Source organism: Streptococcus suis (assembly GCF_029616525.1).
GTDB classification, from domain to species: domain Bacteria; phylum Bacillota; class Bacilli; order Lactobacillales; family Streptococcaceae; genus Streptococcus; species Streptococcus suis_AF.
On the sequence record NZ_JANFME010000002.1, the window covers coordinates 93,725 to 119,336 of the forward strand.

The 25,612-nt window shown below is 42.9% G+C and carries 24 protein-coding genes; 7 read left to right on the plus strand and 17 right to left on the minus strand.

Translation table 11 applies throughout. From position 1 onward, the window contains the following. Positions 1-21: 21 nt before the first annotated feature. Entirely contained in the window at positions 22-903 is an 882-nt protein-coding gene (gene scrK / locus NOL38_RS01335; RefSeq protein WP_024410996.1) for a fructokinase ScrK, read from the minus strand. A 127-nt stretch (positions 904-1,030) separates the two neighbouring features. Further along, positions 1,031-2,920, minus strand: a complete 1,890-nt coding sequence (locus NOL38_RS01340; protein WP_248019394.1) for a sucrose-specific PTS transporter subunit IIBC — start codon at positions 2,918-2,920, stop codon at positions 1,031-1,033. Between the two features lie 205 nt (positions 2,921-3,125). Between NOL38_RS01340 and NOL38_RS01345 the strand changes: the two genes are divergently transcribed. Then, a complete protein-coding gene (locus tag NOL38_RS01345; protein WP_277941152.1) occupies positions 3,126-4,580 on the plus strand; it encodes a sucrose-6-phosphate hydrolase in 1,455 nt (484 codons plus the stop codon). After that, positions 4,561-5,526: a LacI family DNA-binding transcriptional regulator gene (locus NOL38_RS01350; protein WP_002938271.1), complete on the plus strand. Its 966-nt coding sequence runs from the start codon at positions 4,561-4,563 to the stop codon at positions 5,524-5,526. Before NOL38_RS01345 ends, NOL38_RS01350 begins: the two co-directional genes overlap by 20 nt. Before the next feature lie 80 nt (positions 5,527-5,606). On the opposite strand, the gene nusB is transcribed toward NOL38_RS01350, so the two are convergent. The 6 genes from nusB to uvrA form a co-directional block, all read right to left on the minus strand. After that, on the minus strand, positions 5,607-6,026 hold the full coding sequence (gene nusB, locus NOL38_RS01355; protein ID WP_002938276.1) for a transcription antitermination factor NusB: 420 nt from the start codon (positions 6,024-6,026) through the stop codon (positions 5,607-5,609). Continuing rightward, the gene (locus NOL38_RS01360; protein WP_002942446.1) at positions 6,016-6,408 is read right to left on the minus strand and encodes an Asp23/Gls24 family envelope stress response protein; all 393 of its coding nucleotides are present in this window, start codon (positions 6,406-6,408) and stop codon (positions 6,016-6,018) included. The genes nusB and NOL38_RS01360 overlap by 11 nt, the downstream gene beginning before the upstream one ends. A 27-nt stretch (positions 6,409-6,435) precedes the next feature. Beyond that, positions 6,436-6,993: an elongation factor P gene (gene efp, locus NOL38_RS01365; RefSeq protein WP_002942436.1), complete on the minus strand. Its 558-nt coding sequence runs from the start codon at positions 6,991-6,993 to the stop codon at positions 6,436-6,438. A 63-nt stretch (positions 6,994-7,056) separates the two neighbouring features. After that, entirely contained in the window at positions 7,057-8,118 is a 1,062-nt protein-coding gene (locus NOL38_RS01370) for a M24 family metallopeptidase (protein ID WP_277941153.1), read from the minus strand. 118 nt (positions 8,119-8,236) lie between these two features. Further along, positions 8,237-9,583: a DUF1266 domain-containing protein gene (locus NOL38_RS01375; protein WP_277941154.1), complete on the minus strand. Its 1,347-nt coding sequence runs from the start codon at positions 9,581-9,583 to the stop codon at positions 8,237-8,239. 120 nt (positions 9,584-9,703) lie between these two features. Beyond that, the gene (gene uvrA, locus NOL38_RS01380) at positions 9,704-12,529 is read right to left on the minus strand and encodes an excinuclease ABC subunit UvrA (RefSeq protein ID WP_277941155.1); all 2,826 of its coding nucleotides are present in this window, start codon (positions 12,527-12,529) and stop codon (positions 9,704-9,706) included. 525 nt (positions 12,530-13,054) lie between these two features. Here uvrA and NOL38_RS01385 point away from each other — a divergent pair. Both NOL38_RS01385 and NOL38_RS01390 read left to right on the plus strand, forming a co-directional pair. Further along, the gene (locus NOL38_RS01385) at positions 13,055-13,999 is read left to right on the plus strand and encodes a magnesium transporter CorA family protein (protein WP_024409785.1); all 945 of its coding nucleotides are present in this window, start codon (positions 13,055-13,057) and stop codon (positions 13,997-13,999) included. Between the two features lie 15 nt (positions 14,000-14,014). Then, the gene (locus NOL38_RS01390; RefSeq protein ID WP_012027735.1) at positions 14,015-14,671 is read left to right on the plus strand and encodes a DUF1129 domain-containing protein; all 657 of its coding nucleotides are present in this window, start codon (positions 14,015-14,017) and stop codon (positions 14,669-14,671) included. A 288-nt stretch (positions 14,672-14,959) separates the two neighbouring features. Here the strand turns inward: NOL38_RS01390 and rpsR are convergent, their stop codons facing one another. The 4 genes from rpsR to lplA form a co-directional block, all read right to left on the minus strand. Further along, entirely contained in the window at positions 14,960-15,199 is a 240-nt protein-coding gene (rpsR, locus tag NOL38_RS01395) for a 30S ribosomal protein S18 (RefSeq protein WP_002939250.1), read from the minus strand. A gap of 31 nt (positions 15,200-15,230) precedes the next feature. Further along, positions 15,231-15,725: a single-stranded DNA-binding protein gene (locus NOL38_RS01400; protein WP_002942409.1), complete on the minus strand. Its 495-nt coding sequence runs from the start codon at positions 15,723-15,725 to the stop codon at positions 15,231-15,233. An 11-nt stretch (positions 15,726-15,736) separates the two neighbouring features. Next, positions 15,737-16,027: a 30S ribosomal protein S6 gene (rpsF, locus tag NOL38_RS01405; protein WP_002942403.1), complete on the minus strand. Its 291-nt coding sequence runs from the start codon at positions 16,025-16,027 to the stop codon at positions 15,737-15,739. Between the two features lie 171 nt (positions 16,028-16,198). Next, entirely contained in the window at positions 16,199-17,188 is a 990-nt protein-coding gene (lplA, locus tag NOL38_RS01410) for a lipoate--protein ligase (protein ID WP_044768462.1), read from the minus strand. A 133-nt stretch (positions 17,189-17,321) separates the two neighbouring features. On the opposite strand from lplA, the gene NOL38_RS01415 reads away from it, so the two are divergent. Next, complete coding sequence (locus NOL38_RS01415) at positions 17,322-18,482, plus strand: DUF6688 domain-containing protein (RefSeq protein WP_277941156.1); 1,161 nt, start codon at positions 17,322-17,324, stop codon at positions 18,480-18,482. 33 nt (positions 18,483-18,515) lie between these two features. On the opposite strand, the gene NOL38_RS01420 is transcribed toward NOL38_RS01415, so the two are convergent. From NOL38_RS01420 to NOL38_RS01440, 5 genes are all read right to left on the minus strand, one after another. After that, entirely contained in the window at positions 18,516-19,955 is a 1,440-nt protein-coding gene (locus tag NOL38_RS01420; protein WP_277941157.1) for a 6-phospho-beta-glucosidase, read from the minus strand. After that, positions 19,952-20,569, minus strand: coding sequence for a histidine phosphatase family protein (locus tag NOL38_RS01425; protein WP_277941158.1), 618 nt, complete (start codon positions 20,567-20,569; stop codon positions 19,952-19,954). Before NOL38_RS01425 ends, NOL38_RS01420 begins: the two co-directional genes overlap by 4 nt. An 11-nt stretch (positions 20,570-20,580) precedes the next feature. Further along, entirely contained in the window at positions 20,581-21,183 is a 603-nt protein-coding gene (locus tag NOL38_RS01430) for a histidine phosphatase family protein (protein WP_277941159.1), read from the minus strand. A gap of 8 nt (positions 21,184-21,191) precedes the next feature. Beyond that, entirely contained in the window at positions 21,192-22,661 is a 1,470-nt protein-coding gene (locus tag NOL38_RS01435) for a glycoside hydrolase family 1 protein (protein WP_277941160.1), read from the minus strand. Positions 22,662-22,722: 61 nt separating this feature from the next. After that, positions 22,723-24,204: a family 1 glycosylhydrolase gene (locus tag NOL38_RS01440; RefSeq protein WP_277941161.1), complete on the minus strand. Its 1,482-nt coding sequence runs from the start codon at positions 24,202-24,204 to the stop codon at positions 22,723-22,725. 109 nt (positions 24,205-24,313) lie between these two features. Between NOL38_RS01440 and NOL38_RS01445 the strand changes: the two genes are divergently transcribed. Beyond that, positions 24,314-25,228, plus strand: a complete 915-nt coding sequence (locus NOL38_RS01445; RefSeq protein ID WP_277941162.1) for an AraC family transcriptional regulator — start codon at positions 24,314-24,316, stop codon at positions 25,226-25,228. Positions 25,229-25,240: 12 nt separating this feature from the next. After that, positions 25,241-25,570 (plus strand): putative quinol monooxygenase, encoded by a 330-nt coding sequence (locus tag NOL38_RS01450; protein WP_253220772.1) that lies wholly within the window; start codon positions 25,241-25,243, stop codon positions 25,568-25,570. The last annotated feature ends 42 nt before the right edge of the window (positions 25,571-25,612 follow it).

Here is a 25,612-nt window from a genome sequence, read left to right on the forward strand (position 1 = left end):
TCTAGTCCCTAACTTTTTATGTTACTTTTCTGATACCTGTTTTGCCAAAGCAAAGTTCCCAAGAGTTGCAGAACCATTTTCAGCAACAGCTGGCGTTACGATATATTCTTTGACATCTGGTGTTGGGAGATAATCGTTCATCAAACCGACAAACTTCTCACGTACACGATTAAGCATGTGCTCTTGAGCCATGACTCCTCCACCAAATACAATTACTTGCGGACGATAAAGCAAGGTTGCCTGTACTGCTGCTTGAGCAATGTAGTAAGCCTGCACATCCCAAACGTCTGAGTTGAGCTCGATCAATTCACCACGAATACCTGTACGACCTTCAAGAGAAGGACCTGCAGCTAAGCCTTCCAAACACCCATTGTGGAATGGACACATTCCTTTAAATTCATGTTTTACATCGTAAGGGTGTAGGGAAACGTAAGTATGACCCGCTTCGGTATGACCCAAGCCACCGATAAACTCACCATTCTGAATAGCACCTGCACCAATACCTGTACCGATTGTATAGTAAACTAAGCTCTTTACCCCTTTACGAACCAATGTTTCACCAAAAGCTGATGAATTCACATCTGTCGTGAAGTAGAATGGAATGTTAAATTCCTTAGCAATCAGACCAAGTAAATCAATATTTGACCAGTGTGGTTTTGGTGTCGAAGTGATATAACCATAAGTCTGTGAGTTTTGATCAATATCAATTGGACCGAAAGAACCTATCGCAATACCTGCCAAACGATCTTCATAGCGTTTGAAGAATTCAACCGTTCTCTCAATCGTTTCATAAGGAGTTGTCGTTGGAAATTGCGTTTTTTCAACAACTTGAAAGTTCTCATCGCCTACTGCACAAACAAACTTTGTACCACCAGCTTCTAAGCTACCATATAATTTTGTCATTTGATTGTCTCCAAAATTTTTATCACTTTTATTATAACATATAAGCAAACAGAAGAAAAAGGCTGAAAGCCTTTTTCCTGTTAATTATGTAGTAGAGTCATGCTCTACAAATCGATTTTATATAAGATTACTTAGCTACTTTCAAGAATTCTACACCGTGAGCGATTGTTCCCTCTGCAAGTGGAGATACTTCTGCAAAGTCAGCAGTGTTGGTTACAATGATCATAGTTGTATCATCAAGACCTGCTTCAGCAATCTTAGCTGCATCAAATTTAGCAATCGGAGTACCAGCTTTTACTTTATCACCTGCTGCCACCAATTTTTCAAATCCGTTACCGTTCATTGATACAGTATCAATACCGATGTGAATTAAAAGTTCAGCACCAGACGCTGTTTTCAATCCGTAAGCATGGCCTGTTTCAAAAGCAATTGTTACTTCTGCGTCTGCTGGAGCGTAAACAACACCCTCAGATGGTTTAACAGCCAAACCTTTACCCATAGCTCCTGATGAGAAGACTGGGTCATTAACATTTTCAAGGGCAACAACGTCACCTGAAAGTGGAGATACAAGAGTTTCTTCAGCTACAAGTCCTGTTTCTGCTTCTTCAAGCGTTTCAGCTGTTTCTTGTGTTGAAGCACTAGGCTTTTTTACTTCTTTCTCCTCATCTTCATAACCGAAGAGGTAAGTAAGAGCAAAACCAAGAGCAAATGATACAGCAACCATAAGGATGTATGGAAGAATTTGACCATTACCTGCATAAAGTGTCAAACCTGGGATGATAGTAACACCCATACCTGTACCAGCAAGACCAAGAAGAGATGCTACAGCACCACCGATGGCACCAGCAATCAATGAAAGAAGGAATGGTTTACGGAAACGCAAGTTAACACCGAAGATAGCTGGCTCAGTAATACCGAGGAAGGCAGAAAGAGCTGCTGGGAAAGCAAGAGCCTTCAATTTAGGATTCTTAGTTTTCACACCAACCGCTACTGTAGCAGCACCTTGTGCTGTCATAGCTGCAGTAATGATAGCGTTGAATGGGTTAGCACCAGTGTTTGCTACCAATTGAGCTTCCAAGAAGTTAAAGATATGGTGAACACCTGATACAACGATAACTTGGTGAACACCACCGATAAGGAGACCACCAAGACCCATTGGCAAGTTCAAGATAGCTTGTGTACCAGCCAAGATGTAGTTTTCAACCACGTGGAAGACTGGACCAATGACAAACAAGCCAAGAATAGACATTACAAACAAGGTCACGAATGGCGTTACCAAGAGGTCAAGAACTTCTGGAACAACCTTGCGGACAGCTTTTTCAAATTTAGCACCGATCAAACCGATGATGAAGGCTGGCAATACTGAACCTTGCAAACCTACAACTGGGATGAAACCGAAGAAGATAGTTGGTTTCACATCGCCACCTGATGCTACAACCCAAGCGTTTGGCAACTGACCCGCAATGAGCATCATACCAAGAACGATACCGATTGTTTGGTTACCACCGAATACACGGAATGTTGACCATACTACCAAGGCTGGCAATACGATGAAGGCTGTATCTGTCAAGATTTGTGAGTAAACGTTCAAATCTTCTGGAAGAGTATAACCAAGAGCTCCAAGAAGACCACGAAGACCCATGAAAAGACCAGTTGCTACGATAGCAGGAATGATTGGAACGAATACGTCACCGAAAGTACGGATCGCACGTTGGAAAGCATTACCTTGTTTAGCAGCTTCAGCTTTTTGCTCACCAGTAGTCGCTGTTGGCAAACCAAGGGCAACCACTTCATCGTAGATTTTGTTTACTGTACCTGTACCAAAGATGATTTGGTATTGACCAGAGTTGAAGAAAGCACCTTGTACTTTTTCGATGTCTTCGACTGTATCCTTGTCGATTTTTCCTTCATCAACAACCATGACACGAAGGCGAGTCGCACAGTGGGCAACACTGCGTACGTTCTCACGTCCACCAAGGGCGTCAATGACTTTTTTTGCAATTTCTGTATTATTCATCTTGCAAAAATCTCCTTATTAAATATTTTTTATTTTTTGAAAGTGTTTTCAAACTTTCGATGGTTTTATTATATATGGTTTTTACAAATATGTCAAACGTTTTGCAGAATTTTTTAAAAAATTCCAAGAATTACAGTAAGAACTTGATTTTTTTCAAGAAAACGTTTACTATATTAATGAAAAACTAGAAAATTTGGAGAAAATTATGGCATTTACAACAGAGGAGCGTTACAGGGCTTATGCTGACTGGACACCCGAATATATTGAAAAAATAAAGAAGAATACAGAGAGTTCTCCTTGGAGGACAAATTTCCATATTGAAACACCACATGGACTGTTAAATGATCCAAATGGATTTTCTTATTTTAATGGAAAGTGGACTCTTTTTTACCAATACTTCCCATTCGGTGCTGCGCACGGATTGAAATCGTGGGTCCATACAGAATCAAGAGATTTGGTCCATTTTGAAGAAACTGGGACAGTTATGTACCCAGATACACCACTTGATAGCCATGGCGCCTACTCTGGATCTGCCATGGAATTTGGCGACAAGCTCTTCCTCTTCTATACTGGAAATGTCCGCGATGAAAATTGGATTCGCCATCCATACCAAATCGGTGCCTTGATGGATAAAGATGGTAAGATTGAAAAGATTGATAAAGTCTTGATTGAGCAACCAGAAGATACCACCGACCATTTCCGTGATCCACAAATTTTCAACTATAAAGGGCAATATTACGCTATTGTCGGTGGACAAAATCTGAATAAAAAGGGAATTGTCAAACTTTATAAAGCTGAAAATAACGACTACCTCAACTGGTCCTATGTTGGTGACCTTGATTTTGCCAATGATATGACCGCTTATATGATGGAATGCCCAAATATTGCGTTCGTCGGTGAGCAACCCATCCTTCTCTACTGTCCACAAGGCTTGGACAAAGAGGTATTGGACTATGGCAATATCTATCCAAATATGTACAAGATTGGTCAGAGTTTCGATCCTGAAGCAGCAAGCATTGTCGAACCGAGCGAATTGATCAATCTGGACTATGGTTTTGAGTGCTATGCAACCCAGGCCTTTAATGCACCAGACGGTCGAACTCTATCTGTTAGCTGGTTGGCACTTCCAGATGTGGAATACCCAACCGATGCTTATGACTACCAAGGCTGTCTATCATTGGTTAAAGAATTAACAATCAAGGACGGTAAGCTCTACCAATATCCAGTCGATGCGATTACCAGTCTTCGTAAAGAAGCTCAGCCATTTTCAGCCCAAAAAGAAACCAATAATGTTTACGAATTGGAACTTGATTTTTCAGCGGGCACGAAGCATGAAATCGTATTGTTCGCAAATGAAGCAGAAAAAGGCTTGGTCTTGTCTGTAGACACCGAGCAAGGCAAGATTACATTGGACCGCGGCAACTGTGGTCAGCCATTCGCACTCGATTTCGGTACAAGTCGCTCTTGCGAGATTTCTCCAGGAGCTCTCACAGCCAATATCTTCATCGACAAATCTGTCTTTGAAATCTTTATCAATAAAGGAGAGAAAGTATTTTCTGGTCGTGTCTTCCCTGATGCGGATCAGTCTGGTATCGTCATTACGACTGGTAATCCGACCGGAACCTACTACCATTTAGATTATGGTCGCAAAACTAACTGATGTCGCACAGTTAGCTGGGGTCAGCCCAACAACTGTCTCGCGCGTTATCAATAAAAAAGGATACCTATCTGAAAAAACCATTCGCAATGTCGAAGAGGCTATGCGTGAACTGGGCTACAAACCTAATAATTTAGCTCGTAGTTTGCAAGGTAAATCTGCAAAATTAGTTGGTCTCATCTTCCCAACAATAAACAATATTTTTTATTCTGAATTGATTAGCCATTTAGAAAAAGAGCTTTTTGATCGAGGCTATAAAACCATTATTTGCAATAGCCAGCACGAGTCCGATAAGGAACGTGAATATCTAGAAATGTTAGCAGCTAACCAAGTAGATGGGATTATCTCGGGCAGTCACAATCTCGGTATCCAAGACTACGACCGTGTCGTAGCTCCAATTATCGCTTTTGACCGCAACCTCTCTCCTTCCATTCCCATTGTCTCTTCCGATAATTTTGCTGGCGGGGTATTAGCTGCCCAAACCTTACAAAAAGCGGGATGTCACAATCCATTAATGATTACTGGGAACGATGATTCCAATTCACCTACCGGTCTTCGCCAAGTAGGTTTCACATCTATTTTGAACAAAGCTGAAGTTTTTCATATCTCCAGTGATTTCTCACCTGTGCGCAAGGAGATGGAAATCCGAGCCATTCTTGAAAAGCAAAAACCAGATGGTATCTTTGTATCTGGCGATGCAACGGCTATGCTGGTATGGAACGTCATTCGTTCAATGAAACTGTCTATTCCAGAGGATATTAAATTGATTGGTTATGATGGAACCAGTTTCATCGAAAACTACTATCCTCAACTGACAACCATCAAGCAACCATTAACCGAAATAGCTCGTCTGCTGGTTGAACTATTAGTTGATAAAATCGAAGGAAAAAAACTGACAAAAACAGACTATATCCTGCCGATTAGCCTACTAGCAGGAGCTAGTATATAAAAAAAAGCTGTACCTAATAAAAATTAGGTGCAGCTTTTTTGTGATACATTCTCTTATTTCTCAAGTAAAAAAGAAGCTCATCAGGCTTCTTCTTTAATAAACTGGCTCAAAACTCCATTGACAAACTTAGCTGAAGATTCATCAGAAAATTCTTTAGCCAATTCAATAGCCTCGTTAACAGCAACGCGGTCTGGCGTTTCTTCGAAATGTAAGATTTCAAATAGGCCTAGTCGCATGATATTCTTGTCAATCAAGGTTAAACGGTCTAAGGTCCATCCTGCTTTTAATCGGCTAGATAACTCCTTATCCAAGTCATCACGATAGTCTGCTACACCATTGACAAGGTTAAGGAGAAAGAGCGGAATTTCAACTCCTTCTTGCTCTTCCTCTCTATCATAAAGATAAGAAAACTGAGCTGCCTGAACAGGTTCTTGACCAAATTCAAGTGATACGATTGCCTGCAAAGCACACTTACGCAGGGCATGTCTATTATTCTTCATCAAGGAAATCCTCTCCGAATAAATCTTTCAATGCTGGTTTTGGTGTTTTATCAGGAACAATGCCGCTGACATGGATATTAACCGCAGCCACTTGAACTTCTGCATAGTTGTAAACTGCTGTCTTGACTGCACGCTGGATGTCCATTGATACGGCAGGAACATTTACACCATATTCTAGATAGACGTAAATATCCGCAGTCACTCGACCTTCCTCGTCGGTTTCAAGATAAACACCTTTATTTAACGATGTTTTTGACCAACTGTCTGCTACACGCTTATTTTGAAGGGAATGCACTCCATCAACTTTCGCTGCAGCAATGCCTGTAATTACTTCAAGGACGCGAGGTGCGATAACAATCTCGCCTTGATATTCTGTTGTCATAGGCTCTCCTTTCTTAAGAGGAAACGATTAAGCACGTGATACGTAAGTTCCTTCAGCTGTGTTGATAACAAGTTTTTGACCTGCTTCGATAAAGTCTGGTACGTTGACTACAAGACCTGTTTCCATCGTAGCTGGTTTACCTGAACCTGTAACAGTCGCACCTTTGATAGATGGTTGTGTTTCTGCAACGACTAATTCAACAGTTGTTGGTACAGTAACACCGATCACTTCTGTTCCGTAGAACTGGATCTTCACATCGGAATTCTCCAAGATATAGAGCAATTCTTCTTTGATAGTCGCTACTGGAATTTCATACTGATCGTAAGTCTCAGTATTCATGAAATAAGCAGTGTCATCCATTTGGTAAAGGTACTGTGCTGGAACTGTTTCGATAATAGCTTGTTCAAATTTTTCATCTGGACGGTAAGTTGTATCGAAGGTTGAACCTGTACGTACATCACGCAATTTCATACGCATGATGGTGTTTCCTTTACCTGGTTTGTGGTGGCTTGCATCCAAAACTTTAATCAATTTACCTTCAGCTTCGAAGGTCATACCTGCTCTAAGTTTACTTGCTTCAATCATTGTATTGAATACCTCTTCAAATTTTATTTATTCGTTTTATTCTACCACAAACTGTCAAATTTCTCAAATGACAATCAATTCCTTGGGAGCTAATGTCAAGACTTCACAACCGTTTTCCGTAATCAATAGGTCATCTTCGATACGGACACCATATTTGTCATCCAAATAGATACCAGGCTCATCCGTCAGGACCATGCCTGCCTTGATAGTCTCGTCAGATTTTCCAAAGTATGGATACTCGTGAATGTCCAAACCAATCCCGTGCCCAATCCCGTGTGTAAAGTTGGCTCCATAACCCGCCGCATTGATAATCTCACGAGGAATAGCGTCAAACTCGCGGTAGGTGACACCTTCCTTGGCCTGCTCAATCAAAGCCTTATTGGCACGCAAGACCACATCGTAAATCTCACGCTCTTGATCTGTCACATGACCGATATGGATGGTCCGTGTCATATCGCTGACATAATGCTGGTAATAGCAACCAAAATCCAGTGTCAAGGTCTCACCAGCTTGGATAACCTTTTCAGACGCTCTTCCATGAGGCATAGCAGAGCGGTAGCCAGATGCCACGATAAACTCAAATGATGCCCCTTCTGCACCGAGTTGACGCATGCGGTGGTCAAGGAAATGATTGATGTCCATCTCAGTCGTCTGACCTGGTTTGATAAAGTCAAGAACATCAATAAAAGCCTGATCCGAAATTTGACATGCACGGCGAATGGTCGCAATTTCTTTCTCATCCTTAATCATGCGCAAGTCTTCGATAAAGTTTGACATAGCAGCCAGTTGATAACCCTCAAAAATGCTGGTCAGACTTTGATAGAAACCATAGGTCACCTGGCTATCAAAACCAATTTTTTCAAGGCCATCTTCCTTAATCACCTTTGCAATCTCTTCAAGGGCAAAACGGCTATCAATAATATCAAAGCCTTGTACGGTCGCCTTGGCAATCAAGGTGTAGCGTGCATCTGTCACAAACAAGCGACGCTTGCCACTGATGAAGACAGTCGCCTCTGTCCCCCAAAAACCTGTCAGGTAGTAAATATTGTTTTGACCAGTCACCAAGATTCCATCCACATCTGATTGGGCTAATTTTGCCTCAAATTTTTCCACACGCGCTTGCATAAGCTACCTCCAAAGATTTTGTAACCATTATAGCAGAAATACTAGGATTTACCAATTATTTTCAGCAGACAAAAAAGCCGCTATAGCGACTTTTCAAAACAGCATTAAGAGTTTCTTCTCATTTCCCTTTAAATTCACGAATCCGTTGAGGAATACCCTCTAAAAATTGATTCATTTTTTGTTGCCATTCATTTTCAAGAGCTTTCCTTTCTTGAGAATCTAGGTCGTCAATAACCTTACTATTTAGGCCGATTTCGCTTAAAACTGGACTGACATTAGAGATTGTCTTTTTGCCAAAATGAATTTTACTTTCTTCCATCCATAAATTAAGTGACGAGCTTAACTCAACTTGTTCCCAAGGGATTCTGACAAGTGCTGGTTTGCCGAATAATTTCTTCTTAAAAGTGTAGACAGCTTCCTCTGTAAAGATAAGATTTAAACTTAGAGTTCCTTCAAACATGGCAAAAATATGTTCTTCATGCAACTCCTTGTAGCTTGGATAATGATACCAAAATACTCTAGCCGAATAAAGACTTGCATACTCCTTTGGTAAAAGAATTGTATCTTGTTCTTGCAAGTTTTTTTCTGCAATCATCCATTCAAGATTATTCTCAATAAGGGGAGTCCAAAAAACGTAATCTGCAAGTTCGCTCAGGTACTGATAGCGTTCATAATCGATAAAAGTTGGGTCTATAGAGGTTCCTTCTAGGGAAGCAAGCAAATCATTTGAAGGCACAGTAAGTCCTGGAATCTCACCCTTATAATCCACACGATCTTGCCTTGATTTTAACTCTTTAACAATTTCTTCAGGTAAGAAGTTTTCTAAAAAGGCTGTCAAGTTGGCTAACTCATGATTTGCCCAAAAAGTACCATAAGAAAAGACATTCGTCGGTGCAATACAAAAAGAATAAACATCTACCACATATTCCTCAACGCTTGTAATCGTTTCTGAGCTAGGAACAAATTGAAGTAATTTTCCCAGTACACAAGAGGCTAAATAGTGTTCCCAAGTCTGATAACTATTTTTGATACGCTCTGTTTGCTTGGTAAACAGTTCCTCAAATTCTTCTTTAGTAATCAAGCGAGCAGCATACGATTTCGTCAAGACATCAATTATACGGCAGTCGTCAAAGCCTTGAATAGTTCGAGAACCTGTTAATGAATTTAAAGAAAGGTAAAAGTCTTTTACATCAGGATTGGCTATTCCATCAATAAATGACGAAACATCTTCTAAAGCATGATAACGACCATCTTCCAGTTTATCAATTTCTTCTTTTAAACTTGAATAATCTGTAATTCCATAGTTTGTTTCTAACATGGTTCGCAACAGGCCTCTGGTCATCATATTAGCACCTGGCATGACGACACTCATTAGTTCTTTTTCGATAAATTGTCTATTGACTGAATTGGCAAAAACTGAACTGTATCTGTATGGACTGCACAATAAAACGTATTCCGATTGCATGGTGGTCTCCTTGTTAAGAAACTTATTTTTTATATTCTATCAGATTTGTACTAGCTTATCAAGCGTAGAAAAAATCGGTGTAAGCTCCAAAAAAAGAGCCGATGGCTCTTTTTTACTTGCTTATTTCAACTTCATTTTCAGATACTGGCCTGTAAAGCTGGCTGAGTTCTCCGCCACTTCTTCTGGTGTTCCTGTCGCAACAACGGTACCACCGCCGACACCGCCTTCTGGCCCCATATCGATAATGTGGTCGGCTGTCTTGATAACATCCAGATTGTGCTCGATGACCAGCACGGTATTGCCATCATCAACAAAGCGAGCCAAGACCTTGAGCAACTGGGCAATGTTCTCCGTATGCAGACCTGTCGTCGGCTCATCCAAGATATAGAGGGATTTACCAGTTGACCGCTTGTGGAGTTCAGAAGCCAACTTCATCCGCTGGGCTTCCCCACCTGATAGAGTGGTTGCTGGCTGACCTAGAGTAACATAGCCCAAACCTACATCTTGAATAGTACGAAGTTTCCGCTCAATTTTTGGAATATGCTTGAAGAACTCGACCGCGTCATTGACCGTCATATCAAGGACCTGAGCGATATTTTTCTCCTTGTAGTGTACTTCCAATGTTTCAGAATTGTAGCGGTGTCCATGACAGACCTCACATGGCACAAAGACATCTGGCAGAAAGTGCATTTCAATCTTGATGATACCATCACCAGAACAAGCTTCACAACGGCCACCTTTGACGTTAAAAGAGAACCGTCCCTTCTTGTAGCCACGAATTTTGGCTTCATTGGTCTGGGCAAAGAGGTCCCGAATATCGTCAAAAACACCTGTGTAGGTAGCAGGGTTGGAACGCGGTGTTCGTCCAATCGGGCTTTGGTCAATATCAATCAGGCGGTCCAAGTGTTCAATTCCTGAAATGGACTTGAACTTGCCTGGCTTGTCCGAATTGCGATTGAGTTTCTGAGCAATAGCTTTTTTCAGAATGGAATTGACCAGAGTTGACTTACCTGAGCCAGACACCCCTGTCACCGCCACAAATTTTCCGAGTGGGAAGCGGACCGTCACATCTTGCAGGTTGTTTTCCTTGGCACCTGTTACCTCCAGGAAACGACCATTGCCAACACGACGTTCCAAAGGAACTGGAATTTCACGTTTACCAGACAGGTACTGGCCTGTAATGGATTTCTTGTTTTTAGCCACTTGGGCAGGCGTTCCAGAAGCCACGATTTCTCCGCCAAAGACACCCGCACCTGGACCGATGTCAATCAACCAGTCCGCCTCCCGCATGGTGTCCTCATCATGCTCCACCACAATCAAGGTATTGCCCAAATCACGCATCTTTTTCAGGCTGGCAATGAGACGATCATTGTCCCGCTGGTGCAGACCAATTGACGGCTCATCCAGAATATAGAGGACACCAGACAGGTTAGAGCCAATCTGAGTCGCCAAACGAATCCGCTGGCTCTCACCACCAGAAAGCGTCCCCGCTGCTCGTGAAAGTGTCAGATAGTTGAGACCAACGTTATTAAGGAAGGACAGGCGGTCCTTGATTTCCTTGACAATCGGTGTTGCAATGGTGGCTTCATTTTCAGACAAGGTCAGATTTTCAATGACTTCCAGATGATCCGCTACGGACAAGTCAGACAACTGCCCGATATGAAGTCCCTGCTCGCCACCGACTTTGACAGACAGGGCTTGGTCATTGAGGCGATAGCCATGGCAGGTCCCACAGGTCAATTCATTCATGTAAGTCTTCATGACTGTCCGTGTATAGTCACTGTTGGTTTCACGGTAGCGACGGTTGATATTGGTAATCAAACCTTCAAAGGGAATATCGATATCACGCACCCCACCGAACTCATTTTCATAATGGAAATGAAATTCTTTGCCGTCCGAGCCGTTGAAAATCAGGTGCTTCTCCTCATCCGTCAATTCCTCAAAAGGCTTGTCCATGTCCACACCAAAGTGATTCATGGCCTGCTCCAACATCTGAGGATAGTAGTTAGAAGAAATGGGATTCCACGGAGCCAAGGCACCTTCACGCAAGGTCTTGCTGGCATCTGGGACAATCAAATCCGTATCCACTTCCAGCTTCATGCCCAAACCGTCACAGTCACTACAAGACCCAAAAGGAGCATTGAAAGAGAAAAGACGAGGCTCCAACTCGGGCACTGTAAAACCACAAACTGGGCAGGCATAGTACTCAGAGAAGAGCAGTTCCTTCTCATCCATGGTATCGATGATGACATAGCCGTCCGCAATCCGCAGGGCCGCCTCAATGGAGTCAAAAAGCCGCGAGCGAATGCCATCTTTGATCACAATCCGATCGACCACAACTTCAATATTATGTGCCTTGCTCTTGGACAATTCAGGCACTTCAGACACATCATAGACATCGCCATTGACACGGACCCGAACATAGCCGTCCTTCTGCACTTTCTCAAAAATGGTCTTGTGCTGCCCCTTTTTCTTCCGCACAATCGGAGCTAGAATCTGCAAACGCTGGCGTTCTGGCAATTCCAAGACCTCATCGACGATCTGCTCCACCGAAGAAGCCGCAATCGCCCCGTGCCCGTTGATACAGTAAGGCACCCCAACTCGAGCATAGAGCAGGCGGAGATAGTCATTGATTTCCGTCGCTGTACCGACTGTCGAACGTGGATTCCGCGACGTCGTTTTTTGGTCAATGGAAATAGCAGGGCTGAGACCCTCTATGGAATCCACATCTGGCTTGTCCATGTTGCCCAAGAACTGACGAGCATAGGCAGACAAGGACTCTACGTAGCGGCGTTGGCCTTCGGCATACAAGGTATCAAAAGCCAAACTCGACTTACCAGAGCCTGACAAACCAGTCACCACCACCAACTTCTCACGCGGAATAGTCACATCAATATTTTTCAAATTATGGGCACGCGCCCCATGAATCACAATATTTTCTTGCATAATTTAAGATACAAAGGGCGTTAAATGCACAGTCAAAATAGGAAACTGACGATGTGTCTGAAAGACACAAGGAAGTTTATCTTTTTGACACTGCATTTAGCCCGTGGTCAATTCCTTTCTAGATATAAGTGCGTTCACAAGATAACTGGTGACGGTCGATTAACTCCGCGTCACCAGACGAAACTGCCTATGGGCAATTTCTATATCTTGTATTAGCTCGATTTTCAAAAAATATCGTTTTGAAAATCTCACGTTAAGAAAACCGTACAAAAATAGGAAATCTGCAAAGTATGCCAAACACACGAGAAGATTTATCTTTTTTGCTAGGTTTTTAGCACGCATCCGAATCCTTTCTTAAGAGACTATAAGCTATGGTATACGGAACAAGGAAAAGTCCGTACAACTTATTCGCTTAAATGTCTACATATTATATCACATTTCTATATAAAACCTTTCCGAAACTGCACATTTTTTGGTATAATAGAGGTTGCGTTAACGCAACAAAGATAAAAGGAGGGCAAAGATATGAAACAAATTTTTCTATCAACCATGACTGATTTAGAAGAAATCCAAACCTTTGAACCAGGGGCTTGGATTAATTTGGTCAACCCCTCCCAGAGCGAGTCTATGGAAGTGGCTGAGCACTATAAAATTGACATCGCTGACCTGCGAGCACCGCTCGATGCGGAAGAATCCTCTCGTATCACCGTCGAAGATGACTATACGCTCATCCTGGTCGACGTCCCAATTCTTGAAGAACGAAACAACAAGACATATTATATTACTATCCCTTTGGGAATTATTCTAACAGATGATGCGATTATCACGACTTGTTTGGAACCATTGCCACTGTTTGAGCAGTTTATCCATCGTCGTCTACGGAATTTCTTCACTTTCATGAAGTCTCGTTTCGTTTTCCAAATTCTCTACCGAAATGCTCAACTCTACTTGTCAGCCCTACGGACCATTGACAGAAAGAGCGAAGAGATTGAGAAGCAACTCCATGAGGCCACTCGAAATGAAGAATTAATTGTACTCATGGAATTGGAAAAAACCATCGTCTACTTCAAAGCTTCCCTCAAAACCAACGAACGCTTGGTTAAGAAATTAGCTTCTTCTTCACGTTTACTTCGAAAATACGAAGAGGACGAAGATTTGCTGGAAGATACCTTGGTCGAGACCCAACAGGCCATTGAGATGGCAGACATCTATGGTTCCATCCTGAACTCTATGACCCATGCCTTTGCTTCTATCATTTCCAACAACCAGAATACCATCATGAAAACCTTGGCTTTGGTAACAATCGTTCTATCTATTCCAACCATGGTCTTCTCTGCATACGGAATGAACTTTAAAGATAATATCATTCCATTTAATGACGTTCCATATGCATTTTGGTGGATTATTCTTTTCGCCTTTGCAATCAGCTTATCACTCACCTTCTACTTTATTCGTAAGAGATGGTTTTAACCTAAGGAGATTAACATGTCATTTACAGAAATCAACGGATTAACAAAAAAGAACCAAGAATTTATCCATATTGCGACCAACCAACTGATTAAAGATGGAAAGTCTGATAGCGAAATCAAAGAACTCTTGGAAGAAATTTTACCAACTATCATTGAAAAGCAAAAAACTGGCGTGACTGCCCGCAATCTCTATGGAGCACCAAGTGAGTGGGCTGCTAGTAAGACAATTTCTGAACAGGAAAAGAAAGACCAAGTGGAATACAATGAAAATCCATGGTTGATGTGGCTAGATTCTAGTCTTTTCATGCTTGCAATTATTGCTGGTATCAATGGTTTGATGAATCTTTTTGGTCAAGGTGCACAGTATGGGCTATTAACCTTATTTGTCATCGGTTTCGGTGTTGGTGCAGGGATGTACTTGATGTACCATTTCGTTTACAGAGAACAAATTAAAACTGGGCAACGTCCTAAATTGCTGAAAGCTATCGCTTTTCTTGGACTTGCTACGCTGGCTTGGTCAGTCGTTTTCATTCTGGCAGCACTGATTCCGGCCGCATTTAACCCTGTTCTCCCTCCGCTTGTTACTATTCTTATCGGAGCTGCTGCTTTCGGTGCACGCTACCTCTTGAAAAAGAAATATAACATTCGCAATGCCATGTCCCCAGTTCAATAATAAAACAAAGCGATTGGAATATTCCAGTCGCTTTTGTTTATCTATACAGTTCAGCTATCAAATCGCCCGAGAACTTGATCCGCTGTCACTTGTCTATGTAATCTGCTGAAACAGTCTATCCACAGACTGCGACTCGATTTTTCAGTCCTTCTCTCGTGAAAAAAACAGTCCATTATAGGACTTAATTCGCTTTCTTAATTTCGAGCTCGTTAAAAAACAGTCCATTCTGTCATTGCGCTTTGCACATTTCTAGAGCGCAAGAAAAAATCGCCACACAGGGCGATTTTTTTAATCTTCGTTTACGAATGGTAAAAGAGCCATAACGCGAGCACGTTTGATAGCTGTTGTTACTTTACGTTGGTTTTTAGCTGAAGTTCCAGTTACACGGCGTGGAAGAATTTTTCCACGTTCAGAAATGAAACGGCTAAGAAGCTCAGTATCTTTGTAATCAACATATTCAATTTTGTTAGCTGCGATATAGTCAACTTTTTTACGGCGTTTGAAACCGCCACGACGTTGTTGAGCCATGTGTGTTCTCCTTTATATTATTAATTTTGACCTAGAATGGCAGGTCATCGTCTGATATATCCATTGGATTACTTGCTCCAAATGGACTTTCTTCTCGAGCGAAGTTTGGTGTAGATTGTGCAGGCGCTTGATAAGGTGAGTTGTAGTCATTTCCTCCAGCAAACGAGTTGCCGGCTGAATAGCCTCCACCTTGACCTTCACGGGCAGTACGGCTTTCCAAGAGTTGGAAACTTTCTGCAACTACCTCAGTAACGTAGACACGTTGCCCTTGCTGATTGTCATAGCTACGTGTCTGGATACGACCTGTAACACCAATCAGAGCACCTTTCTTAGCCCAATTCGCCAAATTCTCAGCTTGTTGACGCCAAATGACTACGTTGATAAAGTCCGCTTCACGCTCACCGTTTTGATTTTTAAAATTGCGGTTAACCGCCAAAGTAAAAGTCGCAACAGCTTGATTAGACGGAGTATAACGAAGTTCTGCATCACGGGTCATACGACCAACCAATACTACATTATTAATCATACAACACCTTCTTACGCGTCAAGTTTGACAATCATGTGACGAAGAATGTCGCCGTTGATTTTTGACAAACGGTCAAACTCTTTAAGAGCTTCATCGTTGTTAGCTTCAACGTTAACGATGTGGTACAAACCTTCGCGGAAATCTTTGATTTCGTATGCAAGGCGACGTTTTTCCCATGCTTTTGATTCAACGATAGTTGCACCGTTGTCAGTCAAGATAGAGTCAAAGCGTGCTACCAAAGCGTTTTTAGCTTCTTCTTCAATGTTTGGACGAATAATATAAAGAATTTCGTATTTAGCCATTGATATGTTCCTCCTTTTGGTCTAATGACTCATGGTCTAGCCACGAGTAAGTGAGGGATACTCACAGAAAATAATTATACCATAATATAGAAAATGTGCAAGTGAAAACAGTTTGCCGAAAACATTTTCACAGAAAATAAAGACTGCCCAAACAAAGGGCAGCACTATGGATTAAGCTACAATCGCTTTTGCTACTTCTTCTGTTGTCATGCGTGAGAAATAGTGCGTGGTGTCGATTTCTTGCAATTTGGCAAGCACATCTGCATACTCGTAACGAGTACCGACCAGCAAGTCTTCAATATCCGATACATCACCGATACCGAAGAAGTCTCCGTAAATCTTGATAGATTCGATGACTGATTTTTCAGCCTTGATGTAGGTTGTGATTTTACCAGCTGGGTAACGCACGCTGCGCTCCACAGTGTATTCTGGTGTTTGACCGTAGGTCCAATCCCAAGTCGCAAACTGGGTGTCACGGATTTCTTGGATACGGGCCAAGTCATCTTCTGACAAGACATACTCGTCCATGTCTGGGTATTCTTGCTTCATCTGGTTGAGGATAGCATCTTTGAACTCCAAGACTGTCATCTTCTCTGGCAATTCGTTATTGATATTGGTCACACGGGCACGGACTGACTTGACCCCCTTGGACTCAATCTTGTCCTTGCTGACCTTGAGGGCACTTGCGAGGACAGACATATCCACATCAAAGAGCAGGCAACCGTGGTGCATCATACGACCTTTTGCATATGCTTGGGCATTACCACAGATTTTCTTGCCATCGATTTCCAGGTCATTACGGCCGGTGAAATTTGCCTCTACACCCAGTGTTGCCAGAGTATCGATAACGGGCTTAGAGAAAGTTTTAAAGTCAAATGCACCTTCTTCAGATTTATTTGAAATAATGGTGTAGTTGAGGTTGTTGAGATCATGGTAAACTGCGCCACCACCTGACAGACGGCGAACAACATGGATACCCTTTTCGTCTGTGAATTCCTTGTTGATTTCTTCAATAGCATTCTGATGCTTACCGATAATAATGGCAGGCTCATTGATCCAAAGGATAAAAATCTCGTCAATATCTGTCAATTCCTTGAAAGCGTAGGCTTCGAGGGCAATGTTATATGCTGGGTCATTGCTGTTGTTTACGATGTATTTCATGCAAAACTCCTTTATTGTTAACTAATTTTTATTATAGTGGAAACGATAACAAAAGGCAAGTGTTGGAACCTTACTTTTCTGACCTGTCTTGCTTTTTCTATAAATTGATGGTAGGCTAGAGAAGGAGGAAGTCATGAAAAAACAGTTAAGCACATTTTGGCAAATTTATATTATCTCAAGTATCTTTGTTCCTTTTATGTGGGTAATCAATATCCCCATCATCTGCTTGATTCTTCCTCTTTATCTGACTTGGAAAAACATCCGATATTTTTTGGACCTTTTGAAAAAACAGTTAAAAGAGTATAGTTTTTGGATTAACGATGGTTTGATTTTCTTTTTTGGAATCGGACTGAGTTGGTTAGCACTTGAAGGAGCTCAAGTTGTGTACGTAGATTGGCCAGAAACCCTTGTTAACATCCAACTTCACAGCCCAATACAAACGGAGGCCTGGTCGGGACAGTTCTTCCTGCTTCTTATGGGGATTTTAGCTTATTTGGTGCTAAACATCTACCAAACCAGGCTCCTCCCCCCTCTCCTAACCGTCCTACTCATCAGCTGCCTGTATCCAAGTTTTGTCTTTGCTGTTTTGTGGACCATACAACTTTCTACTTTGATTGAAACAGATTTCTTCACTTACTGCTACCTGTGTTTGGTTCCTTTCAATATTTGTCTCATTTACAGTCGGACCATTTTACAAACCATTCAACTGTGGCAAGCAGAATTAGCCAAGCAGAACAACCCACGCTTTCCTAGACTTTCTGCTCTCCTGCAAAGAAGTCTTTCTCTGCCAATTTGGCTGTTCTTCTTCATCCTTCCCTATCTTGCCGTTCTTGGCTCCTATCTCATTCTCTTTGGTCAAAAACCTGACCAGCTGCTTCAGATGTGGACAGAAACCAGTGATTGGGCCTTGTCGGAAAAAATCTCCCCACCAAACGCATTCTATGATGAACACTATCTTTGTACAGTGGGGGCTGCTGGTCACCATAAACTGGTCAAACCCATTCGTATGGGAGAACGACATGGACATCGTGTGGTGGTCAATCGTCAGCTACAAATTGCCAATGCTTTTGAACAGATTTTAGAAGAAAGATGTCCACGCCTGCATCGTTACATTCGTTCCAACTACGACCGGTATGGCTATCCCATTTCCAAACATATTCGAAAAGCCTGGCAGGCAGATCTGATTTACCTGATCATGAAACCAGCCGAATGGTTCTTCCTCTTCGTCATCTATCTGCACGATCGTCAGCCAGAAAATCGCATTGCACGTCAGTATTTACCAATAAAAAAATAAGAAGCTGGACCCCCAGCTTCTTTTGTGTACACATTACTCCACATCTGCTCCATTTGTGGCGATGACTTTTTTATACCAGTCAAATGATTTTTTCTTGGAACGTTTGAGGGTTCCCTTTCCTTCGTTGTCACGGTCAACATAGATGAATCCGTAGCGTTTTTTCATTTCGCCCGTTCCGGCAGACACCAGGTCAATACAGCCCCAAGTGGTATAGCCCAAGAGTTCAACACCATCTTCAACAATGGCATCACGCATGGCTAGGACGTGTTGACGGAGGTAGTCAATGCGGTAGTCGTCTTCCACATAGCCGTTTTCATCTGGCGTGTCGACTGCTCCCAGACCATTTTCAACCACAAAGAGTGGTTTTTGATAGCGATCCCAGATAGAGTTGATGGTAATGCGGAAACCGAGTGGGTCAATCTGCCAGCCCCATTCTGATGCGTCTAGGTAAGGATTCTTAATGGAAGCAAATATATTGCCTGCTGTTTTTTCCTTCTCTACAGGATCTCCAGAAGCCACACGGCTAGAGTAGTAAGAGAAGGAAATAAAGTCCACCGTATGCTCTTTCAGGAGTGCTAGGTCTTGGTCGGTCATTTCAATCTCGATACCTGCACGTTCCCATTTCTTCTTGGCATAGTTTGGATAGTAGCCACGTGCCTGAACATCGATAAAGAAATAGTTCTCACGGTCTTCTTGCAGAGCTTCCCATACATCACGTGGGTGACAGGTGTGTGGGTAGTATTGACCTGCGGCCAACATACAGCCAACCTTGTTTTCTGGATCGATTTCATGGGCCAATTTTGTGGCAATGGCAGAAGCAACAAGCTCGTGGTGGGCTGCCTGGTATTTGACCTGTTCCACATTTTCGCCTTCTTCAAAGTAGAGACCTGCCCCCATAAATGGTGCGTGGAGAATCATGTTGATTTCGTTGAAGGTCAGCCAGTATTTGACCAATCCCTTGTAGCGTGTGAAGAGGGTACGGCACAGGCGTTCGTAAAATTCAAGCATTTTACGATTTCGCCAGCCACCGTAGTTCTCAATCAAGTGCATCGGGCAGTCAAAGTGGGTGATGGTCACCAAGGGCTCAATACCATACTTGTGACATTCCTTGAACAAGTCCTCGTAAAATTGCAGGCCTTTTTCATTAGGCTCCAATTCATCTCCCTTAGGGAAAATACGGGACCAGGCGATTGAAAGACGATAGGTCTTAAAGCCCATTTCACCAAAGAGAGCAATATCCTCCTTGAAGTGATGGTACATATCAATGGACTCTTTGGCTGGGTAGAAATAACCGTCCTCAAAGTCAAACATCTTCTTACGACCAGTGATAATGGCACCACGGTCTTCACCACTCGGCACAACATCGACGTTGGCAAGACCACGTCCGTCTACATCGTAAGCTCCTTCACATTGGTTGGCTGCTGTTGCACCACCCCATAAAAATCCTTTTGGAAATACTTTTGTTACTGTCATTTTTTCTCCTTTTCCTTTCCTTCTTTTTGATAGAGAGTTTCTTTATTAACGGGATCCACAATGCTTTGCAAATCGTAGTGACCGTCTTCATAAGTAAAAGTCAGTATGGCACAATTCCGCATCCGCACTCGCGGAAAATCTGTCAATACCTGTCTGAAAAATTGGGCAATGGCAGCTCCATGGCTAACTACTAAAACGGATTGATTGTCCGCTTCTTCCATAATGCCTCCAATGGTTTCTTCCATACGTTTTCGGACATCTCGATAGGATTCGCCTCCAAAGGTGACAAAATAATCACCGTAGCCAATGTCTCCCTGTAAGGGAGGATTGAGGTATTCCTGTTGACCCTCAAAGGCTCCGAAATCCTGTTCTTTCAATCCTTTCAAGCGGGTATAATCCGTCCTCCCTGTGACCAATTCTGCCGTATCACAGGCCCGTTCTTGAGTGGAAGAATAAATCTTATCAAAAGAGATAGCCTGCTCTTGAAAATACCGACCAGCAGCCCGTGCTTGTTCCCTTCCTTCTTCTGTCAGAGGAGAATCGCAAGCACCTTGAATCCGTCCTTGGAGGTTGAACCGTGTCTGTCCATGACGCATCAAGTAAAGATAGTTCATACTAAACCTCCTTACTTAAAGTCATAAACCTTAAAATCATGTGCGGAATCAATCAGTTTTTCAAATCTTATTTGCCCATTTTCAACAGTCAGCTGGCAAATGGCACAGTTGGGCAGGAAGACACCCGGTGGGAAGGTGACCTCCAAAACCTGCACCAATCCCCAAATGGCTGCACCATGGCTGACCATGAGGATTGGATTAGCTGGATCGTTTTCCGCGACAGAGATAATCGCCTCTTTGACACGACTTCCAACTGCTCGAATGTCCTCTCCTCCAAATGGAACCAACAGGTCTTCGAAAGAACGAGCACCTGGACGGTGCTTGGGAAGCAATTCTTCCTCTCTGGCTTCGAAAATCCCGAAGTTCATCTCCTTGAGCCCCTTGAGCTGTTGGTAGGGAGCATCCGTGACTAATTTTAGTGTATCAGTAGCCCTCTCTTGCGTGGAAGAATAGGCACTGGTGAAGACAATTCCCTGCTCCTTAAAATACTGACCAACGGCTTGGGCCTGAGCGATACCACGTTCTGTCAAGGGAGAATCCGACCAACCCTGCACTCGTTTTTGCGTATTAAAGAGGGTTTCACCATGACGCATGAGATAAATCGTTTTTGTCATAAGACCTCCTATTTTTCTGTCAATACATTGGCTCCATTGCTGGCAATGACATCTTTATACCAGTAGAATGATGCCTTCCGTGAACGGTCAAAACTGCCCTTTCCTTGATCGTCCGCATCCACATAGATAAAGCCGTAGCGTTTGGACATTTCACTGGTTGAAGCAGAAACCAGGTCGATACAGCCCCAAGGGGTATAGCCCATGAGTACCACACCATCTTCAATAGCTTCATACATTTGCTGGATGTGTTTTTCTAGGTAGGCAATACGGTAGCTATCCTCAATACTGCCGTCTTCCTCCACCTTATCCAATGCTCCCAGACCATTTTCTACAATAAAGAGAGGAACTTGGTAACGGTCATAGAGCTTATTGAGGGTGATACGAAGTCCGACAGGGTCTATCTGCCAGCCCCAATCAGAAGCTTCTAAATAGGGATTTGCTTCTCCCAAGATCAAGTTACCTGCCGTTGCCTTGTCCTTGTCTGGCAGAGCACGGGTAATGGAGGTCATATAGTAAGAAAAACTCATGAAATCAACAGGATATTGTTTCAAAATCGCTTCGTCTCCCGGCTCGAACACGACCTGGATATTGTTTTCTTTGAAGAAGCGTTTCATATAACTAGGGTAGGCTCCACGCACCTGCACATCTGTATAGAAGAGATTTTCCTGGTCTTTTTTCAAGGCTGCCAAGACATCGTCTGGATTGCAGGTGGCTGCATAGTTCTCCATCCGTGCCAGCATGCAACCAACCTTGTTTTCTGGGTCAATCTCATGGGCAGCTTTTGTTGCCAAACTAGAAGCGATAAACTGATGGTGAACAGCTTGGTACATGGCTTCTAGGTCATTCTTTCCGTCTTCAAAGAGAAGACCGCCTGATAGATAACCAACCATGCCCAAAATATTGATCTCATTAAAAGTCAGCCAATACTTAACTTTACCCTGATAGCGTTTGAATACTGTCTCGGCATAGCGAACAAAGAACTCTATGACCTTACGGTTTTTCCAGCCACCGTATTCCAGAGCAAGATGAAGAGGAAATTCATAGTGGGATAGGGTCACCAGTGGCTCGATACCATATTTATTCAGCTCATCGAAGACCGCATCATAAAAGGCCAGTCCTTCTTCATTTGGTTCTAACTCGTCTCCTTTTGGAAAAATACGAGACCAGGCAATCGACAAGCGGAAGGTCTTGAAGCCCATTTCTGCAAAGAGGGCGATGTCTTCCTTGTAGCGATGATAGAAATCAGAACCCCAACGTTTTGGGTAGAGCCCTTCTTGATCTGCCAAGGCAAATTCCACATCAGCCCGCGAAACAGGCTTACCAAAGTGACTCATATCCTTCCGCTTATCTGAATCGACCGCTATATAGGTATCGGAAGTGGCTGGACCACGACCTCCCAAATTCCAACCACCTTCATATTGGTTGGCCGCTGTCGCACCGCCCCAAAGAAATCCTTTTGGAAATTGTTTTGCTGACATTACTTGTCTCCTTTCAGCTTCTTTTTTCACTTGAAAGAAAAACGGCTAATTGCCGTCTTCCTTATTCTACATCCTCACCATTGCTAGCAATGACTTTCTTATACCAGTAGAATGAATCTTTTGGTGCTCTAGCAAGTGTCCCATTTCCAGCATCATCCATATCAACGTAAATAAAGCCGTAGCGTTTTCGCATTTCACCTGTTCCTGCTGATACTAGGTCGATACAGCCCCAAGTCGTATAGCCAATCAAATCAACACCATTGGCAATGGCATCTGCCATAGCATTGACATGGGCGCGATGGTAGTCGATACGGTAATCATCGTGAATAGAGCCGTCTGCTTCAACTGTATCCAAAGCTCCCAAACCATTTTCTACAATCATCATCGGAATTTCATAGCGGTCGTAGATTTTCTCAAGATAGTATTGAAGACCGGTCGAATCTTGAGCCCAACCCCAGTCTGAATAGGTTAAGTAAGGGTTCTTGGCACCGATTGAGAAGTTGCCTGAAACCGTGTCTTCCACTTTATGAGTGGTCACAACGGTTGACATGTAATAAGAGAAGGTGTACATATCCACCTTGCCTTCAGCAAGGATTTCTAGGTCTCCCTCTTCCATTTGCAATACAACATTGTGTTTCTTCCACAGTCTGTTTGCATAGGATCCATAGCGACCTTTGGCTTGTGCATCACTACAATAGAAAATATTCTGTTCCCATTTGTGTTGATTTTCTAAAATATCCGCAGGGTCACAGGTTCCTGGGTAGAAGGTGATTCCACAAATCATGTTTCCGAATCGATAGTTCGGATCAATTTGATGGCCTAATTTTACTGCTTTGGCAGAGGCAACAAACTGGTGATGTAAGTGTTGGTAGGCATCTTGGTAATCAGAATCCTTTGGTTCACTAAACATATCCAAAAACATGATAGTGTTGTTAATCTCGTTGAAGGTAATCCAATATTTCACCAACCCCTTATATTCATTAAAAATTGTCTCAGCATAGCGGACATAGAAATCAATCAACTTACGATTGGTCCAACCACCATAGCGTTGCTCCAAGCTCAAAGGTGTATCGAAGTGCCAAATGGAAACCAATGGCTCAATGCCATATTTGCGGCATTCTTCAAAGACAGAACGATAGAAATCAAGACCTGCTTGGTTTGGCTCTGCATCATCACCATTTGGGAAAATCCGTGCCCATGAAATCGACAAGCGGAAAACGGAGTAACCCATTTCTGCGAAGAGCTTGATATCTTCTTTATAGCGGTGGTAGAAGTCCACAGCCTTATGGTTTGGATAATAGTGGTCTTCTAGGACGGCATAGGTCGCCCCTTCTGGCAGATGACCACCAGCATGCCCCATAGAAGCATATTTACCTGGCTTTCCGTCCTTATCAATGTAGGTTGTATAGCGGGGGCTGTTGACAGATCCTCCTGTTGTAACGTCTGTCTGGACTAAACCGCGTCCGTCCACATTATAGGCACCTTCTGCCTGGTTGGCTGCGATAGCTCCTCCCCAGAGGAAATTTTTTGGAAAACGTGACATCTTACTTCTCCCTTATTTTTTCTAACAAATATAGTATAAACAGATTTGAAACCCTTTTCTTCTCAAATAATATGCTATAATGATACTATCCTACGAAAAGGAGGAACGTATGCAACCACCATTAACGGATAAACAGTTTAAGCACACCATTGACTACGATAGTCGTTTGTTACCCTACAAGTATTACCATACCTGTGTCATGGATGGCATTCCTGACATTCTCTTTCATTGGCACAATGAATTTGAAATCAACTATGTTTACGGAGGGACAGCCCGTTACCATATCGACTATGATTATTTCAATAGTCAGGCTGGTGATATTATCCTGATTCGACCCAATGCTGCGCATTCCATCCATCCGATTGAGCAACGGGGGCACGAAACGGATACCCTTCTCTTTCACTTGGACATACTGGGGGCATCTCACTTGGATCAGACCAGTATGCTCTACCTGCACCCCTTACAGACAGATGTTTTCAAGTGTATTCCACGCATCCAGCCCCAAGACCCTGGCTACGCAGAGATTAGACAATGCCTGCTCACCATTTTTGAGTTGGTCAGACACCAGCCACCTTACTTTGAGCTACCTCTCAAGAGCCGACTCTTTGACTTCTTCTACCTGCTCTACCGCTACCGCTACATCGTCCGAAAAAATACCGATGATATGTATCGGAAAAATGAAAAACTGCGGTTGTTGATTGAATACATCCAACACCATTACGCAGAAAATCTCACCATCGAGCAGCTAGCAGAGCAAATGGGATATACAAAAACCCATTTTATGACAATCTTCAAGCAACAAACAGGAACTTCCTGTATGGAATTTATCATCCAAGTCCGACTGCGGGCAGCTACCGAGCTCCTGACAAACACTCTCAAACCTGTGCTTGAAATTGCGACCGAAGTTGGCTTTAATAATTTATCCAATTTCAACCGCCAGTTCAAGCAATACTACCATACCACACCTAGCAGCTACCGCAAACAACTGCGGAAGAATAGGACCTATACTAATTTTAACAAATAGAAGGAGAAAGCTATGATTACCATGCACCTCTACTACACTGGACCAGCTGACAATGCGCGTGCTTTCGCTCAGGAAATGGAAGCTAGTGGCATTGCCGACCGCATTCGCCAGCAGGATGGTAACCAGCGTTACCAATACTTTGCACCGCTCGATGATCCCCATTCCATCCTCTTGGTCGATAGCTGGACAGACCAAACCGCCTTGGACATCCACCATGCTTCCCCAATGATGCAGGAAATCCTAGACTTACGCAGTAAGTACCAGCTAACTGTCACCGCTGAACGCTATCAGAGTGATGAGGCGGGCATTCCAGAGCAGGATAAGGATTTTCTTCAACGCTAAACAAGATTCAAAAAAGTGATTGGCACTGCCAACCACTTTATT